General features: G+C 61.6%; 12 protein-coding genes. 2 read left to right on the top strand and 10 right to left on the bottom strand.

Going from position 1 to position 14,380, the window contains the following annotated elements; translation table 11 throughout:
- Positions 1 to 2 precede the first annotated feature (2 nt).
- From ubiB to ACP7DW_RS11360, 10 genes are all read right to left on the bottom strand, one after another.
- Entirely contained in the window at positions 3 to 1,574 is a 1,572-nt protein-coding gene (gene ubiB / locus ACP7DW_RS11405; RefSeq protein WP_426054920.1) for a ubiquinone biosynthesis regulatory protein kinase UbiB, read from the bottom strand.
- Positions 1,571 to 2,209: a ubiquinone biosynthesis accessory factor UbiJ gene (locus ACP7DW_RS11400; protein ID WP_426054921.1), complete on the bottom strand. Its 639-nt coding sequence runs from the start codon at positions 2,207 to 2,209 to the stop codon at positions 1,571 to 1,573. Before ACP7DW_RS11400 ends, ubiB begins: the two co-directional genes overlap by 4 nt.
- Positions 2,210 to 2,361: 152 nt before the next feature.
- A complete protein-coding gene (locus ACP7DW_RS11395; RefSeq protein ID WP_426054922.1) occupies positions 2,362 to 3,303 on the bottom strand; it encodes a Tim44 domain-containing protein in 942 nt (313 codons plus the stop codon).
- Between the two features lie 31 nt (positions 3,304 to 3,334).
- Positions 3,335 to 4,069: a bifunctional demethylmenaquinone methyltransferase/2-methoxy-6-polyprenyl-1,4-benzoquinol methylase UbiE gene (gene ubiE, locus ACP7DW_RS11390; RefSeq protein WP_010394608.1), complete on the bottom strand. Its 735-nt coding sequence runs from the start codon at positions 4,067 to 4,069 to the stop codon at positions 3,335 to 3,337.
- A gap of 29 nt (positions 4,070 to 4,098) precedes the next feature.
- Entirely contained in the window at positions 4,099 to 5,340 is a 1,242-nt protein-coding gene (locus tag ACP7DW_RS11385) for an RNA polymerase sigma factor (RefSeq protein WP_426054923.1), read from the bottom strand.
- Between the two features lie 2 nt (positions 5,341 to 5,342).
- Entirely contained in the window at positions 5,343 to 5,687 is a 345-nt protein-coding gene (locus ACP7DW_RS11380; RefSeq protein ID WP_426054924.1) for a YciI family protein, read from the bottom strand.
- 98 nt (positions 5,688 to 5,785) lie between these two features.
- Positions 5,786 to 6,238, bottom strand: a complete 453-nt coding sequence (locus ACP7DW_RS11375) for a gamma-butyrobetaine hydroxylase-like domain-containing protein (RefSeq protein ID WP_141171526.1) — start codon at positions 6,236 to 6,238, stop codon at positions 5,786 to 5,788.
- A gap of 9 nt (positions 6,239 to 6,247) precedes the next feature.
- Positions 6,248 to 6,697 (bottom strand): HIT family protein, encoded by a 450-nt coding sequence (locus ACP7DW_RS11370; RefSeq protein WP_426054925.1) that lies wholly within the window; start codon positions 6,695 to 6,697, stop codon positions 6,248 to 6,250.
- Positions 6,697 to 10,737 carry a DUF3683 domain-containing protein gene (locus ACP7DW_RS11365; RefSeq protein ID WP_426054926.1) on the bottom strand — a complete coding sequence of 1,347 codons (4,041 nt, stop codon included), beginning with the start codon at positions 10,735 to 10,737 and terminating at the stop codon, positions 6,697 to 6,699. The genes ACP7DW_RS11370 and ACP7DW_RS11365 overlap by 1 nt, the downstream gene beginning before the upstream one ends.
- 268 nt (positions 10,738 to 11,005) lie before the next feature.
- Positions 11,006 to 11,497, bottom strand: a complete 492-nt coding sequence (locus ACP7DW_RS11360; RefSeq protein ID WP_071079715.1) for a YqaA family protein — start codon at positions 11,495 to 11,497, stop codon at positions 11,006 to 11,008.
- A gap of 202 nt (positions 11,498 to 11,699) precedes the next feature.
- On the opposite strand from ACP7DW_RS11360, the gene ilvA reads away from it, so the two are divergent.
- Both ilvA and queF read left to right on the top strand, forming a co-directional pair.
- Positions 11,700 to 13,235, top strand: coding sequence for a threonine ammonia-lyase, biosynthetic (ilvA, locus tag ACP7DW_RS11355; protein WP_071079716.1), 1,536 nt, complete (start codon positions 11,700 to 11,702; stop codon positions 13,233 to 13,235).
- 81 nt (positions 13,236 to 13,316) lie between these two features.
- On the top strand, positions 13,317 to 14,159 hold the full coding sequence (gene queF / locus ACP7DW_RS11350) for an NADPH-dependent 7-cyano-7-deazaguanine reductase QueF (protein ID WP_426054927.1): 843 nt from the start codon (positions 13,317 to 13,319) through the stop codon (positions 14,157 to 14,159).
- Positions 14,160 to 14,380 lie beyond the last annotated feature (221 nt).

Below are 14,380 nucleotides of genomic sequence, written 5' to 3'. Positions count from 1 at the left end.
AGTTAAAACGGCAGTTGATGCCAGCGCATGAACACTTGCAAGCCCAGCGCGCCGAGCGCGAAGGCGCCCACGAAGTACACGATAAAGCTCAGCAATCGATTCGTCTGGCGTTGCTCTGCCAGCAAGGTTTTCATCAATTCCACGTCGTTTTCACGCGGTTCGCCATGCACCGTCAAGGCCTGGTGCAGCAAGCGCGGCAGTTGCGGGAAGATGTGCGCATAGCGGGGCGCCTCGGCGCGCAGGCGCTCCATGAAGCCTTGCGGCCCCACCTGGTTGCTCATCCATTTTTCCAGATACGGCTTGGCCGTTTGCCACAGGTCGAGTTCCGGATCGAGCTGGCGGCCCAGGCCTTCAATATTGAGCAAGGTCTTTTGCAACAGCACCAGCTGCGGCTGCACTTCGACGTTGAAGCGGCGCGAGGTCTGGAACAGCCGCAGCAAGACCTGGCCGAACGAGATATCCTTCAGCGGACGGTCGAAGATCGGTTCGCAGCAGGCGCGCACGGCCGCTTCCAGTTCATCGACGCGCGTGTCTTTCGGCGCCCAGCCCGATTCAATGTGCGCCTCGGCCACGCGCTTGTAGTCGCGGCGGAAGAAGGCGAGGAAGTTTTGCGACAGATAATCCTTGTCGTAATCGTTCAACGTTCCCACGATGCCGAAGTCCAGCGCGATGTAGCGGCCAAACGATTCGGGCGCGATCGACACGAGAATATTGCCCGGATGCATGTCCGCATGGAAAAAGCCGTCGCGGAACACTTGCGTGAAGAAAATCTCCACGCCATCGCTGGAGAGCTTGCGCAAATCCACGCCGGCCGCCACCAGGCGGTCGATCTGCGACACGGGAATGCCCACCATGCGCTCCATGACGATGACGCTGCTGGAGCAATAATCCCAGTGCATTTCCGGCACCAGCAGCAAGTCCGAGTTGGCGAAGTTACGGCGCAGCTGGCTGGCGTTGGCCGCCTCGCGCATCAGGTCCAGCTCGTCGTGCAGGTATTTGTCGAACTCGCCCACCACTTCCTTGGGTTTCAACCGCTTGCTGTCGGCCCACAGGCGGCTGGTCCAGTCGGCCGCGATATGCATCAGGGCCACGTCTTCGTCGATCAGCTTTTTCATGCCTGGACGCAAGACCTTCACGGCCACTTCACGGCCATCTTTCAGGGTGGCGAAGTGCACCTGGGCAATCGAGGCGGACGCCACCGGCTCGCGCTCGAAGCTGGCAAACAGTTGATCCGGGTGCGCGCCCAGCGACTTGACGATCTGCGCCACGGCCAGGTCGGAATCGAACGGCGGCACCCGGTCTTGCAGGCGCGCCAGTTCTTCGGCGATGTCGAGCGGCATCAGGTCGCGCCGGGTCGACAGCACCTGGCCGAATTTGACGAAGATGGGCCCCAGCTCTTCCAGCGCCAGGCGCAGGCGCAGGCCCCGTGGCGACGACAGGTCGCGCCAGAAAATCAGGGTGTCGATCAATTTGGCGGTGCGGGGAACTTGCAGACCAGAAATCGCTATCTCATCCAGACCGTACTTGATGGAAACACGGATGATTTTAAACAGGCGCAGGAATTTCAATATCATGTAGACAAATCCGGTGAGGAGGACTGCGGCTGGACGGCGGCGGCCGCCTTTTCCAGCCGGGCAAGGCGCTTGGCCAGGCGTTCGACATCATCGCGCACGCGCGTCACGCCGGTGGAATACTCTTGCAGGGTAGCAGGACGGATCAGCATCGGCTGTTCATCGAGAAAATATTCGGCCACGTTTTCCGCCAGCTTTTGCTGGCCCGTACGCACAAAGGCGACGGCATCCTTGGCGCCGGCAACAAGGCGCGTAGCGAGCATGGGACCGAGTACTTTTTCCAGGTCGTGCTCGGCTTCCCAGCGCAAACCCTTGCTCAATTGCGAAATCGCATTGGCAAACTCGGCATCGCCTTCGATTTTTACATACGAAAACGCCCGCTCGCGGTTTTGCAGGATCAGCGGCACATCGGACAATTTGACGCGGATGGTGACGTTGGCCGGCATATCGGCCGGCGCCGCTGCCAGCATGCCGGCGCTGTCGACACGCAGGCGCAAGGCCACGGCACCCGTGTCGATGCAGGCCAGCTTGCCGGCGTGCACGGCCAACTGCTGGCGCGCCCACGGCTCTTGCGCCAGCAAATGGTTGATGGTCGCGATGACGGGCGTCATCAGGGAGAGATCGGAAAGTGGTGCCATCTATATACAGCGCGCCAGGCGCGCCCCTAAAAAGAAAAAACCGCCCGTAAAACAACGTGGGCGGTTTCGATCTTACCAGTTCGGCAGGAAATATCTGTCAAGCATCATGCATTGCGCATGAACTTAAGCCATTATTCAGCAAGTTTTGACAATTAATTCAATTGCTGGATGCCAGCCAAGACCCAGCCGCTGTTGCCGCTGACGGGTTTCGACATATTCCACACTTCCGCGAATGGCTCGGCTGCCGCGCCCGGCGCCGAACGGATCAGGCCCGTAAACTTCACGCTGGCCAGGTAGTCGTTGACGCTCGTCTCGATGCCCAGCAGTTCGGCATCGATGGTGACGACATCGGTAAAGTCTGGCTGCGCGCCCCGTTCCTGGATTTGCATGCGCAGTTCGCCATACACTTCCGGCGACGTGAATTCACGGATATCGTTGACGTCGGCCTTGTCCCAGGCCGCTTGCAGGCGAATGAAATTGCTTTTCGCGTGGCGCAGGAAGGCTTCCTTGTCGAAGTCGGCAGGCACGCCCCATGGCGCGGCCACCGGCGCCGGTTTGTCCAGGCCGACGCCGGACGAGACGGGTTGCAGCGGTGGCAGCGGTGGAATGCGCGAACCGATGTCGGGCACGTTGCCCGCCGGTGCAGGCTGGTTGCCGAAGCCAGCGAACGGCGCATTGCCGTTGGCGTTACTGTCACGCTTGCCGCGCACCATGCGGTAGATGAAGTAGGCCACGCCGGCCAGCAAGGCCACCATCAGCAGGGTACTGATCATGCTAGCCAGGGCGCCGCCCAGGCCGAAATGCGACAGCAGCGCGCCCAGGCCCAGGCCCAGCAAGGCGCCGCCCAGCAAGCCCTTCCAGCGGCTCGGCGCCTTGGCGGCAGGTGCCGGTGCGGGGGCTGGCGCAGGTTGCACCTGGCGTGGCGCGGCGGCCGGTGCCGGGGTCGGCGCCGGTGCGGGCGCCTGACGGCCCACGTTTTGCGACTGGCGGCCAAACGAACGGCCACCCCCCATGGGACGGGCCAGCGCCTCACCCAGCATGGATACCGTGGTCGCGGCCAGCATCATGCCGACCATAAATTTCTTCAATTTCATTCCATCTCCTAAAATCACCAACATTGATGCATTACATCTTGATGCCGGTATGCAAAGCGGCAATGCCTGCCGTCAAATTGTAGTACTGCACGCGCTCCAGGCCCGCCGTTTCCATCATGGTCTTCAGCGTCTCCTGGTCCGGGTGCATGCGGATCGATTCTGCCAGGTAGCGATAGCTTTCCGCGTCGCCGGCGATTTTCTGTCCGAACCACGGCAAGACCGAGAACGAATACAGGTCATACGGCTTTTGCAGGGGAGCCGCCACCTTGGAAAACTCCAGCACCAGCAGCTTGCCGCCCGGTTTCAGCACGCGGCGCATTTCGGCCAGCGCCACATCCTTGTGCGTCATGTTGCGCAGGCCAAAGGCCACGCTGACACGGTCAAAATAATTGTCGGGGAACGGCAGTTTTTCCGCGTCACACAACAAGGTGGGGGTGAGCAAGCCGCGATTCAAGAGGCGGTCGCGGCCCACGCGCAACATCGACTCATTGATATCGGTCAGCCAGACTTCGCCAGTAGGACCGGCCTGCCTGGCGAACGCCTTCGACAGGTCACCCGTGCCGCCGGCGATGTCGAGCACCTTGAAGCCGGGGCGCACGCCCGCGTTGGCAATGGTGAACGTCTTCCACAGACGGTGCAGCCCGCCCGACATCAAGTCGTTCATCACGTCATATTTGGCAGCGACGGAATGGAACACCTTGGCGACTTCGCGCACTTTGTCGTCTTCTGCAACTGTTTTGTATCCGAAATGGGTCGTATTGGTCATGGTAGGCAGTCTGTTTGAACTTGCACGCATTATACAAGCGGCAGGCGCATTTCCCCCTGACGCCGGAGAAGGTATTGCCTTTCCACTGCATTTGAAGCAAGCATTGCCGCCTGTGCATACGCCGCCAGCGCGCCTGAGCGGTCACCCTGGCGGCGCAGCAAGTCGGCCCGGGCCGCATGCAGATAATGCGAGTTGACAAGGCTGGGCACGGCTTCCAGGCGCGCCAGCCACGCCAGGCCGTGTGCGGCGCCATGCGCCATGGCGCAGGCGATCACCGCATTGAGCAGGATCATGGGTTCCGGCTTGTGCCGCAGCAAGGCGCCATACAGGACGTGGATCTGGCGCCAGTCCGTCTGGCTGGCCGTGGCAGCTTGGGCGTGCAAGGCGGCAATGGCGGCCTGCAGCTGGTACGGCCCTGGCGCGCGCGCCGGCAAGGCCAGCGCCAGCACGGCCAGTCCCTCGGCGATCAGGGCGCCATCCCACAGGCGCCGCTCCTGCTCTTCCAGGGTCAGCAACTCACCGCCTGGCGAGAGGCGGGCCGGGCCGCGTGACGCCTGCAGCAGCAGCAAGGCCAATAAGCCCTGCACTTCCGGCTGGCCCGGCTGCAGGCTGTCGAGCAGCCGCCCCAGGCGCAGCGCTTCCGCGCACAGGTCGGCGCGCAGCAAAACATCGCCGCCGCTGGCGCAATAGCCTTCGCTGAACACCAGGTAAATCACGTGCAACACTTGCGCCAGCCGTTGCTGCAATTCTTGCTCCGGTGGCAACGCGAAGGGGATGCGCGCTTCGGCGATCTTGCGTTTGGCGCGCAATAGCCGCTGCGACAGGGCCGCTTCCGCCACGCCGAAGGCGCGCGCGATCTCGGCCGTGGACAAGCCACACAGGGTGCGCAGGGCCAGCGCCACCTGCGCCTCGGGCGCCAGCGCAGGATGGCAGCAGATGAACAGCAGGCGCAGCCGATCATCGTCGATGGCGTGTGGTTCTTCCATCGCGGATGCCGGCAGACTCGACAGGATGACCTCGGCATCGACGACGCTCTTGCCCGCGCGGCGCACCTGATCGAGGCCCGCGTTGCGCGCCACGGCACTGAGCCAGGCGGCGGGATGATCGGGGATGCCCGTGCGCGGCCACAGTTCCAGTGCCTTGCGGCACGCTTCCTGCAACACATCTTCCGCCAGGCCCAGGTCGCCGAAGCGCCGCATCAGGCCGGCCAGCACCCTGCCCCGCTCCTGGCGAAAGACGTGCTCGACGGCCGACAGGGCGTCGCCGGCCATGCTCAGGCCGTGACGGGCCGCACTTCGATGCTGCCCAGCGAGGCTGCCGGACAACGCCCGGCCCAGGCCAGCGCCTCGTCCAGGTTGGCGCAGGCTAGCAGGTAATATCCGCCCAGCTGCTCCTTGGTTTCCGCGAACGGCCCATCCGTGATGACAGGCTTGCCATTGCGCACACGCACGCAGGTGGCGCTGCCCACGGGCGCCAGTTCGGCCCCGCCGCGCAGCACGCCGGCCGCTTCCAGGTCCTGCGTATAGCTGGCAAAGTCGGCCATCAGGCTGGCCATCTGTCCTTCCGGCATCGTCTCATAGCGGGATTCATCGGCGTAGATCAGGATCAGGTATTCCATAGTCTCTTCTCCAAAAGAAAAATGCCCGCAAGCGCGGGCATTCATACGACGAATGGATATGCGGCAATCCGACAAGCTTACCGCATTATTTTTTCACCTTAGTGTTTGTGCCCGCAACTTGGGCCGTGAACATGACCGCCGGAAGATTGCTTGACCGTCATGTCGGCCTTGGCGTCGCGGCCGCTGTCACCGGGGTAGCCAGCCGCCGTCAGGCGGTCCAGGTAATCCTGCCACAGGGTCGCTTGCTGCGCGCCCAGCTTGTACAGATAGGCCCAGGTGTACAGGCCGGAATTGTGGCCATCGCTGAAGGTCGGTTGCACGGCGTAGTTGCCGACCGGCTCCAGACCCGTGATGCCGACCAGGCGCTTGCCTAATTGCAAGGTTTCCTGGCCCTTGCCATGGCCCTGCACTTCGGCCGACGGCGAGTACACGCGCAGGTATTCGAACGGCAACGCAAATGTGCTGCCATCGTCGAAGGCCACATCGAGCACGCGCGACTGGTTGTGCACGGTCAAGCCGGTCGGTTGGGGTGTTGCTGTTTTTTCAGTCATGACGATACTTTATGCGGATAAACGTTGAATGATGGCGGCGCGCAGTGCCGGCAGCAAGGCGCGGCGCGTGGCCAGTGCTTCCGGCGCCGTCTCGCGCTGGACCACCGCCCAGCTGGGATTCGGGAAATGCGCATCGTCGCGGTAGCGGGGAATCACGTGCCAGTGCACGTGCGGCGTCATGTTGCCGAAACTGGCCAGATTGACCTTTTCCGGCTGCATCACTTCACGCACGGCCAGCTCGACTTGCCACACGACTTCCATGACGTAATTGCGCTCGCCGGGCGTCAAATCCGTCATTTCCTTCACGTGCTTGTTCCAGATCACGCGGCAAAAGCCAGGATATGCAGGGTCGTCGACGGCCACCACGGACAAGCGCTCGCTGCGCCACAGCAAGGTCTCCAGACCCTGCTTGTTGGCGTAGCCGTCGAGCAACTGACATAGATCGCAAGGCGTGGACATTACACGAGCACCCGTTCGATGCCGCCGTCATTGGCGCGTTTCACGTAATCCGGCATCCAGTTCTCTCCCAGCAAGTGTTTGGCGATCTCGACGACGATGTAGTCGGCCGTCGTGCCCGAATCATCATTGTAGCGCGACAAGCCTTGCAGGCACGACGGGCAGCTGGTGAGGATTTTCACGTCACCCGTGAACCCGTCGCCGCGCAGCTTGTCGGCGCCCTTGACCATCTCTTCTTCCTTGCGGAAACGCACTTGCGTGGAGATGTCGGGACGCGTGACGGCCAGCGAACCGGATTCGCCACAGCAACGGTCATTCTTCTCGATCTTCACGTTATCTACCGTGCTGATCAGGGAATTGATGGTCTTGCCCGATTCCTGCAGCTTCATCGGATTGTGGCATGGCTCGTGGTACATATAGCGCGTGCCGTTGACGCCTTCCAGCTTGACGTTTTTCTCCAGCAAATACTCATGGATATCCATGATGCGGCAGCCGGGGAAAATCTTTTCAAACTGGTACGTTGCCAGCTGGTCATAGCAGGTGCCGCACGAGACGAGCACCGTCTTGATGTCCAGGTAATTGAGCGTGTTGGCCATGCGGTGGAACAGGACGCGGTTATCCGTCATCATCTTCTCGGCCTTGTCGAACTCGCCCGCGCCCCGTTGCGGATAACCGCAGCACAGGTAGCCAGGCGGCAAGACCGTCTGCACGCCCACTTCCCACAGCATCGCCTGCGTCGCCAGGCCCACTTGCGAGAACAGCCGTTCCGAACCGCAACCGGGGAAGTAAAACACGGCTTCCGTATCGGCCGTGGTCGTCTTCGGATTGCGGATGATCGGGATGACTTTATCGTCTTCGATGTCGAGCAGCGCGCGCGCCGTTTTCTTCGGCAAGTTGCCCGGCATCTTTTTGTTAATAAAATGGATCACCTGCGCCTTGACGGGCGGCTTGCCCGTCGATGGCGGCGGCGCCTTGGTTTGCTTCTTGGCAAATTTCTTCAGCAAGTCGTGACCCAGGCGCTGCGCCTTGTAACCCCAGCCGATCATGACCTTGCGCGTGGCGTTGATGGTCACGGGATCGGTGGCGTTGAGGAACAGCATCGTCGCCTTGGTGCCGGGATTAAAACTCTTCTTGTCCATCTTGCGCAGCAAGTTGCGCATGTTCATCGACACGTCGCCGAAGTCGATGTTGACAGGACAGGGCGTGACGCATTTATGGCATACCGTGCAGTGGTCGGCCACGTCCTCGAACTCTTCCCAATGCTTGATGGAAATACCGCGGCGCGTCTGCTCTTCGTACAGGAAGGCTTCGATCAGGGAGGACGTCGCCAAAATCTTGTCGCGCGGCGAGTACAGCAAGTTGGCGCGCGGCACGTGGGTTGCGCAGACGGGTTTGCACTTGCCGCAACGCAAGCAATCCTTGACGCTGTCGGCGATGGCGCCGATATCGCTTTGCTGCATGATCAAGGACTCATGCCCCATCAGGCCAAACGATGGCGTGTAGGCATTGCGCAAGTCGGCGCCCATGCCCGGCAGGTTCAGCAATTTGCCCTTGTTGAAACGGCCTTCCGGGTCGATGCGCTGCTTGTAGCTGCGGAACTCGCCGATTTCCTCTTCCGTCAAAAATTCCAGCTTGGTGATGCCGATACCGTGTTCGCCGGAAATGACGCCATTGAGCGAGCGGGCCAGGATCATGATGCGGCCCACGGCTTGGTGGGCATCCTGCAGCATTTCGTAATTGTCCGAGTTGACGGGCAAGTTCGTGTGCACGTTGCCGTCGCCCGCATGCATGTGCAGCGCGACAAATACGCGGCTACGCAGGATGCGCGCGTGAATCGCCGTCGCCTCGTCGAGGATCAGCTTGAAGGCGGCGCCGTTGAAGACCTGGCGCAGCTGGGCGCGAATCTCTTGCTTCCAGGTCACGCGCACGGTGCGGTCCTGCACCACGTCGAACAAGGTGGCGTCCGGCTGGGTTTCCAGGCGCGCATCGAAGACGGGCAGCAAGCGTTCCATGCCCAGCTCGGCCAGTTCGCCCTTCACGTCGGCCAGCGGGCGGTCCAGCTGGGCCAGCAGACAGGTCCAGCGTGCCGTCACTTGCGCCAGCAACTGCTGCGCCTGCTCAGCGCGGTCGCCCAGCATTTCCGCGTCGTCGACGCGGTCATCCGAGGCGTCGTCGCTCTTGCCAATTGGCAAGTTGCCCTTGGTAAAGAATTCACTGAGGGCATCGGCCAGTTGCAGCTTGTTCTTGATCGACAGCTCGATATTGATGCGCTCGATGCCATCCGTGTATTCGCCCATGCGGTTGAGCGGAATCACCACGTCTTCATTGATCTTGAACGCATTCGTGTGCTTGGCGATCGCCGCCGTGCGGGCGCGGTCGAGCCAGAATTTCTTGCGCGCTTCCGGGCTGACGGCGACAAAGCCTTCGCCCACGCGGGTGTTGGCGATGCGCACCACTTCCGACGCCGCTTGCGCGACGGCGTTTTCATCGTCGCCGACGATGTCGCCGAACAGGGCCATCTTCGGCAGCACGCCCCGCTTCGACTTGGTGGCGTAGCCGACGGCGCGCAGGTAGCGCTCGTCCAGGTGTTCCAGGCCCGCCAGGCGGATGGTCGTGTATTGCTCGCCCTTGGCCGGCAAGCCATCGAGGTAATCCTTGATTTCCACGATCGACGGGATCGCGTCGCGCGCCTGGCCAAAGAATTCCAGGCAGACGGTGCGGGCGAATTTCGGCATCTTGTGCAGAATCCAGCGCGCCGACGTGATCAGGCCGTCGCAGCCTTCTTTCTGGATGCCCGGCAAGCCGGCGAGGAATTTGTCCGTCACGTCCTTGCCCAGGCCCTCTTTACGGAACTTGCGGCCAGGAATTTCCAGGATTTCCGTCTTGAACGGCGCGTTCGGTTTCGTCGCGTCGCGCGTGCTCGGGTGACGCCATTCCAGCTGGAAACGTGCCAGTGCGATATCGTGAATCTTGCCCAGGTTGTGGTCGAGGCGCGTGACATCGAGCCAGTCGCCGTTCGGGTCGACCATGCGCCAAGACGCCAGGTTGTCCAGCGCCGTGCCCCACAGCACGGCCTTCTTGCCGCCCGCATTCATGGCGACGTTGCCGCCGATACAGGAAGCGTGGGCCGAGGTCGGGTCGACCGCGAACACGAAACCGGCTTTTTCCGCCGCTTCCGACACTTTATTTGTGATTACGCCCGCGCCCGAATGGATCGTCGCGTATTCGTGCGTGAGGCCCGGCAAGACCGTCATTTCCACGGCGCCCAGGGTGATGAGCTTTTCCGTATTGATGACGGCCGACATCGGCGTCAGGGGAATCGCGCCGCCCGTGTAGCCGGTGCCGCCGCCGCGCGGGATGATGGTCAGCCCCAGTTCGATACAGCCCTTCACCAGGCCGGCCATTTCCTCTTCCGTGTCGGGCGTGAGCACGACGAACGGGTATTCCACGCGCCAGTCGGTGGCGTCCGTCACGTGCGACACGCGCGTCATGCCGTCGAAGCGCACATTGTGCTTTTCCGTGTAGCGGCCCAGCACCTTGACCGTGCGCTTGCGCAAGTCATAGGTCTTGCGGAATTCGTCGCCAAAGTCGGCCACGGCCTTGCTGGCCGCTTTCAGCAGCAGTTCCACGTTGGCGCTGCGCGACTTGGCCACTTCGGGCGCTTCGCCACTGGCGGCGACGTCGCCGCCGGCCGCATCGATGGACAGGCGGCGCTTGTCGACTTCGGCCAGGCGGTGATGCAAGGCGTCGATCAGGCCCTGGCGGCGCTTCGGGTTGTCCAGCAAATCATCCTGCAGATAAGGATTGCGGCGCACGACCCAGATGTCGCCCAGCACCTCGTACAGCATGCGGGCCGAACGGCCCGTCTGGCGGGCGCCGCGCAGCTCGTCGAGCAGGCGCCAGGAGTCCTCCCCCAACAGGCGTATGACGATCTCGCGATCGGAAAACGACGTGTAGTTATACGGGATTTCGCGCAGGCGGCTTGCTGCGGGACCATTCGGCGTTTCTGCCAGTAGAGCTTGGATATGTGCGGGAGCGTTCATGGAGTGTGGTGACGATGTGGACTGGACCCTAAAGGGCCATTTTATCTTATTGCGCCGCACCATGCCGGAACAGCCTTAGGCCGCCTAAGGTTTAAGCACCTCATCCGCCGCCATAGCAAATACGGAAAAGCCTACTTTTGCATGAATAAAAAACCAGTTTCCGTGATTTTTTGACGCAAAAATGCCAAGAATCGGACTCTACTGCAAACTATCGAACTGCCCAAAAATAGGGCAAACAGGCGTTGCATTACGCCCGTTTGCGTGCCGTTTACGCCAGCATTTGTCCGATCCGGTGCCATACGCCATCGGGCACGTACAACAGCAAAGCCGTCATGCTCAGGTAGCGCGCGCACTTGCCGATGGCCATGTAGGCCACGCTGGGCCAGAACGGCAGCTTGAGCCAGCCCGCCAGGGTGCACAGGGGGTCGCCCACGAGGGGCAGCCAGGCCAGCAGCATGGTCTTGGCGCCATAGCGGGCCAGCCAGCGGAACCAGCGCGTGTCGCGCTCCTTGGCAAACGCCTGCTTGGCCCGGTAGCCCATCCAGTAGTCGACCATGCCGCCCAGGGTATTGCCCAGGGTGGCGACGCCGATGGCGGCCCAGAACAGTGCAGGATTGGCCTTGATGACGGCAAACACGGCCGGCTCCGAGCCAAGCGGCAGCAAGGTGGCGGAAATAAAACTGATCAGAAAGACCGAGGTCAGCCCGACTTCCGGTGCTGCGATCAGCTGCAGCAGCCAGGCGATTGCGGATTCGATCATGGAACACTTCGCGATGCAGTAAGGCTCTCCATTATAATGAAGAGCAGCCTGGGCGCCGCACACATCGCGCCAACCGGCAAAGGCATACCCGCCCGCAGTTCCACAGAGCATTATTTGTCGCCAGGCTATCCGCCGCGGCGCCGCCGCTATCGCCCGACACGCTCCAGACCCTTTCTGGCCCAGAATCACTTGCTTGCAGACTATGAACATCGACTACCTCAAGAAAATCCTGACCGCCCGCGTCTATGACGTCGCCACCGAAACGCCGCTGGAACTGGCCCCTGCCCTGTCGCAGCGCCTGAACAACCAGATTTACTTCAAGCGCGAAGACATGCAAAGCGTGTTCAGCTTCAAGATTCGCGGCGCCTACAACAAGATGGCCCAGCTCAGCGATGCGGAACGCAAGCGCGGCGTCATTTGCGCTTCGGCCGGCAACCATGCTCAGGGCGTGGCCCTGTCGGCCGCGCGCATGGGCTGCCGCGCCGTCATCGTCATGCCCACCACCACGCCCCCCGTCAAGATCGACGCCGTCAAGGCGCGCGGCGGCGTGCATGTGGAAATCGTGCTGCATGGCGAGTCCTACACGGACGCCTACAACCACGCGCTGACCCTGGAAAAAGAACAGAAGCTGACCTTCGTGCACCCGTTCGACGATCCGGACGTGATCGCCGGCCAGGGCACGATCGGCATGGAAATCCTGCGCCAGCATTCCGGCCCCATCCACGCCATCTTCGTCGCCATCGGCGGCGGCGGCCTGATCGCCGGCGTGGCTGCCTACGTGAAACAGATTCGCCCCGACATCAAGATCATCGGCGTGCAAACGGTCGATTCGGACGCCATGGCGCGCTCGCTGAAAGCGGGCGAACGGGTGACCCTGCCCGACGTGGGCCTGTTTTCGGACGGCACGGCCGTGCGCCTGGTGGGCGAGGAAACCTTCCGCCTGGCGCAGCAATATGTCGATGACATCATCATCGTCGACACGGACGCCATCTGCGCCGCCATCAAGGATGTGTTTACCGATACGCGCTCCATTCTGGAACCGGCCGGCGCGCTGGCCATCGCGGGCGCCAAGGCCTACGTGGAGCGGGCCAGCCTGAGCAAGCACCCCATCGTCAACCAGACGCTGGTCACCATCGCCTGCGGCGCCAACATGAATTTCGACCGCTTGCGCTTCGTTGCCGAGCGAGCCGAGCTGGGCGAATTCCGCGAAGCCGTGTTTGCCGTCACCATGCGCGAACAGCGGGGCAGCTTCAAGCGCTTCTGCTCGCTCATCGGCGCGCGCAACGTGACGGAATTTAACTACCGCATCAGCGATGAAAAAGCCGCGCACGTGTTCGTCGGCATCCAGATTGCCGACCGGCATGAATCCGGGGCGATGGCGAAGAAATTCGAAGAGCATGAATTCAAGACGCTGGACCTGACCCACGACGAGCTGGCCAAGTCGCACATCCGCCACCTGGTCGGTGGCAAGAGCCGCCTGGCGCAGGACGAGCTGCTGTACCGCTTTGAATTCCCCGAGCGCCCCGGTGCGCTGATGCGCTTCCTCGACAGCATGGCGCCGAACTGGAATATTTCGCTGTGTCATTACCGCAGCCAGGGCGGCGACGTGGGCCGCATCCTGGTGGGCCTGCAAGTGCCGCCCGATGAAATGGGAGAATTCGCCCGCTTCCTCGATACCCTGGGGTACCGTTACTGGGATGAAAGCAGCAATCCTGTGTATAAGCTGTTTTTGGGTTAAGCATTCCTCCCAACGGCGGCTACTCGCCGTTGGGGGAATTAGGCTACCATGCGTGCTTGACTGAATTCACGCCACACGACCATGACCACCACCAACGACCTCGCCGAACAATCTCCCCTGGGCAAAAGCTCCGCCTACCGCAGCCATTACGCGCCGGAACTGCTGTTTCCGATTCCGCGCCAGGGCAAGCGCGACGAACTGGAACTGCACGGTACATTACCGTTCTTCGGCCTCGATATCTGGAATGCGTACGAACTGTCGTGGCTGAACCAGCGCGGCAAGCCGCAGGTGGCCATTGCCAAGGTCAGCGCGCCGGCCGACTCGCCCAACATCATCGAGTCGAAATCGTTCAAGCTCTACCTGAACTCGTTCAACCAGACCAAACTGGATAGCCCGGATGCGCTGCTGGCACTGCTCAAACAGGATCTGTCGAACGGTTTTGGCACGCCCGTGCAGGTGGAACTGACCTTGCAGGAAGACTTCGGCAAGCTGAAAATGGGTGAATTCGACGGCGTGCTGCTCGATCGCCTTGACCTGGAAATCACGCAATACACGCCCTCGCCGCTGCTGTTGAAGGCGGCACTCGATGCAGCACCGGTGGAAGAAAAACTCGTCTCGCACCTGCTCAAATCGAATTGCCTGGTGACGGGCCAGCCCGACTGGGGCAGCGTGCAGATCACGTATGCGGGACCGCAGATCGACCAGGAAAGCCTGCTGCGCTATCTGATTGGTTTCCGCGAACACAACGAATTCCACGAGCAATGCGTGGAGCGCATCTTTGTCGATATCTTGCGCCAGTGCAAGCCACAAAAACTGTCCGTGTATGCGCGCTATACGCGCCGCGGCGGCCTCGATATCAATCCGTGGCGCAGCAACTACAGCACGGGCACGATGCCGGGCAATCTGCGCAATGCGCGCCAATAACCTCGCGCAACACCTTGAAAGCATGCCAACAGGAATGTTGGCTGTGTTTTAAAACAACGTTGCAGTAGTGCCTCAGTGCATGTCAAAGACGCTGAAAAATCGGAAAATCGGCATTCGGCGGCGGAAAAATCTGTTCGCCGCGTGTTTTTAATCAAGAAATAGCCGCTACACCACGATGTTATTTTTTTGCTAAAATGATGGTGACATGGGCTGTCGCGCCC

It is taken from the genome of Janthinobacterium sp. PSRC1-1, assembly GCF_049897525.1.
GTDB classification, from domain to species: Bacteria; Pseudomonadota; Gammaproteobacteria; order Burkholderiales; family Burkholderiaceae_D; genus Janthinobacterium; species Janthinobacterium tructae.
The sequence above is the reverse complement of the archived record's forward strand: the minus strand, read 5'-3'. Positions and strand labels throughout refer to the sequence as shown.

Bases quoted from the DNA above. Each gene is read 5' to 3' on its own strand.
- ubiB (WP_426054920.1), bottom strand. From the start codon at position 1,574: ATGATATTGAAATTCCTGCGCCTGTTTAAAATCATCCGTGTTTCCATC.
- queF (WP_426054927.1), top strand. From the start codon at position 13,317: ATGACCACCACCAACGACCTCGCCGAACAATCTCCCCTGGGCAAAAGC.
- ilvA (WP_071079716.1), top strand. From the start codon at position 11,700: ATGAACATCGACTACCTCAAGAAAATCCTGACCGCCCGCGTCTATGAC.
- ACP7DW_RS11375 (WP_141171526.1), bottom strand. From the start codon at position 6,238: ATGACTGAAAAAACAGCAACACCCCAACCGACCGGCTTGACCGTGCAC.
- ACP7DW_RS11365 (WP_426054926.1), bottom strand. From the start codon at position 10,737: ATGAACGCTCCCGCACATATCCAAGCTCTACTGGCAGAAACGCCGAAT.
- ACP7DW_RS11395 (WP_426054922.1), bottom strand. From the start codon at position 3,303: ATGAAATTGAAGAAATTTATGGTCGGCATGATGCTGGCCGCGACCACG.
- ubiE (WP_010394608.1), bottom strand. From the start codon at position 4,069: ATGACCAATACGACCCATTTCGGATACAAAACAGTTGCAGAAGACGAC.
- ACP7DW_RS11380 (WP_426054924.1), bottom strand. From the start codon at position 5,687: ATGGAATACCTGATCCTGATCTACGCCGATGAATCCCGCTATGAGACG.
- ACP7DW_RS11370 (WP_426054925.1), bottom strand. From the start codon at position 6,697: ATGTCCACGCCTTGCGATCTATGTCAGTTGCTCGACGGCTACGCCAAC.
- ACP7DW_RS11360 (WP_071079715.1), bottom strand. From the start codon at position 11,497: ATGATCGAATCCGCAATCGCCTGGCTGCTGCAGCTGATCGCAGCACCG.
- ACP7DW_RS11400 (WP_426054921.1), bottom strand. From the start codon at position 2,209: ATGGCACCACTTTCCGATCTCTCCCTGATGACGCCCGTCATCGCGACC.
- ACP7DW_RS11385 (WP_426054923.1), bottom strand. From the start codon at position 5,340: ATGGCCGGCGACGCCCTGTCGGCCGTCGAGCACGTCTTTCGCCAGGAG.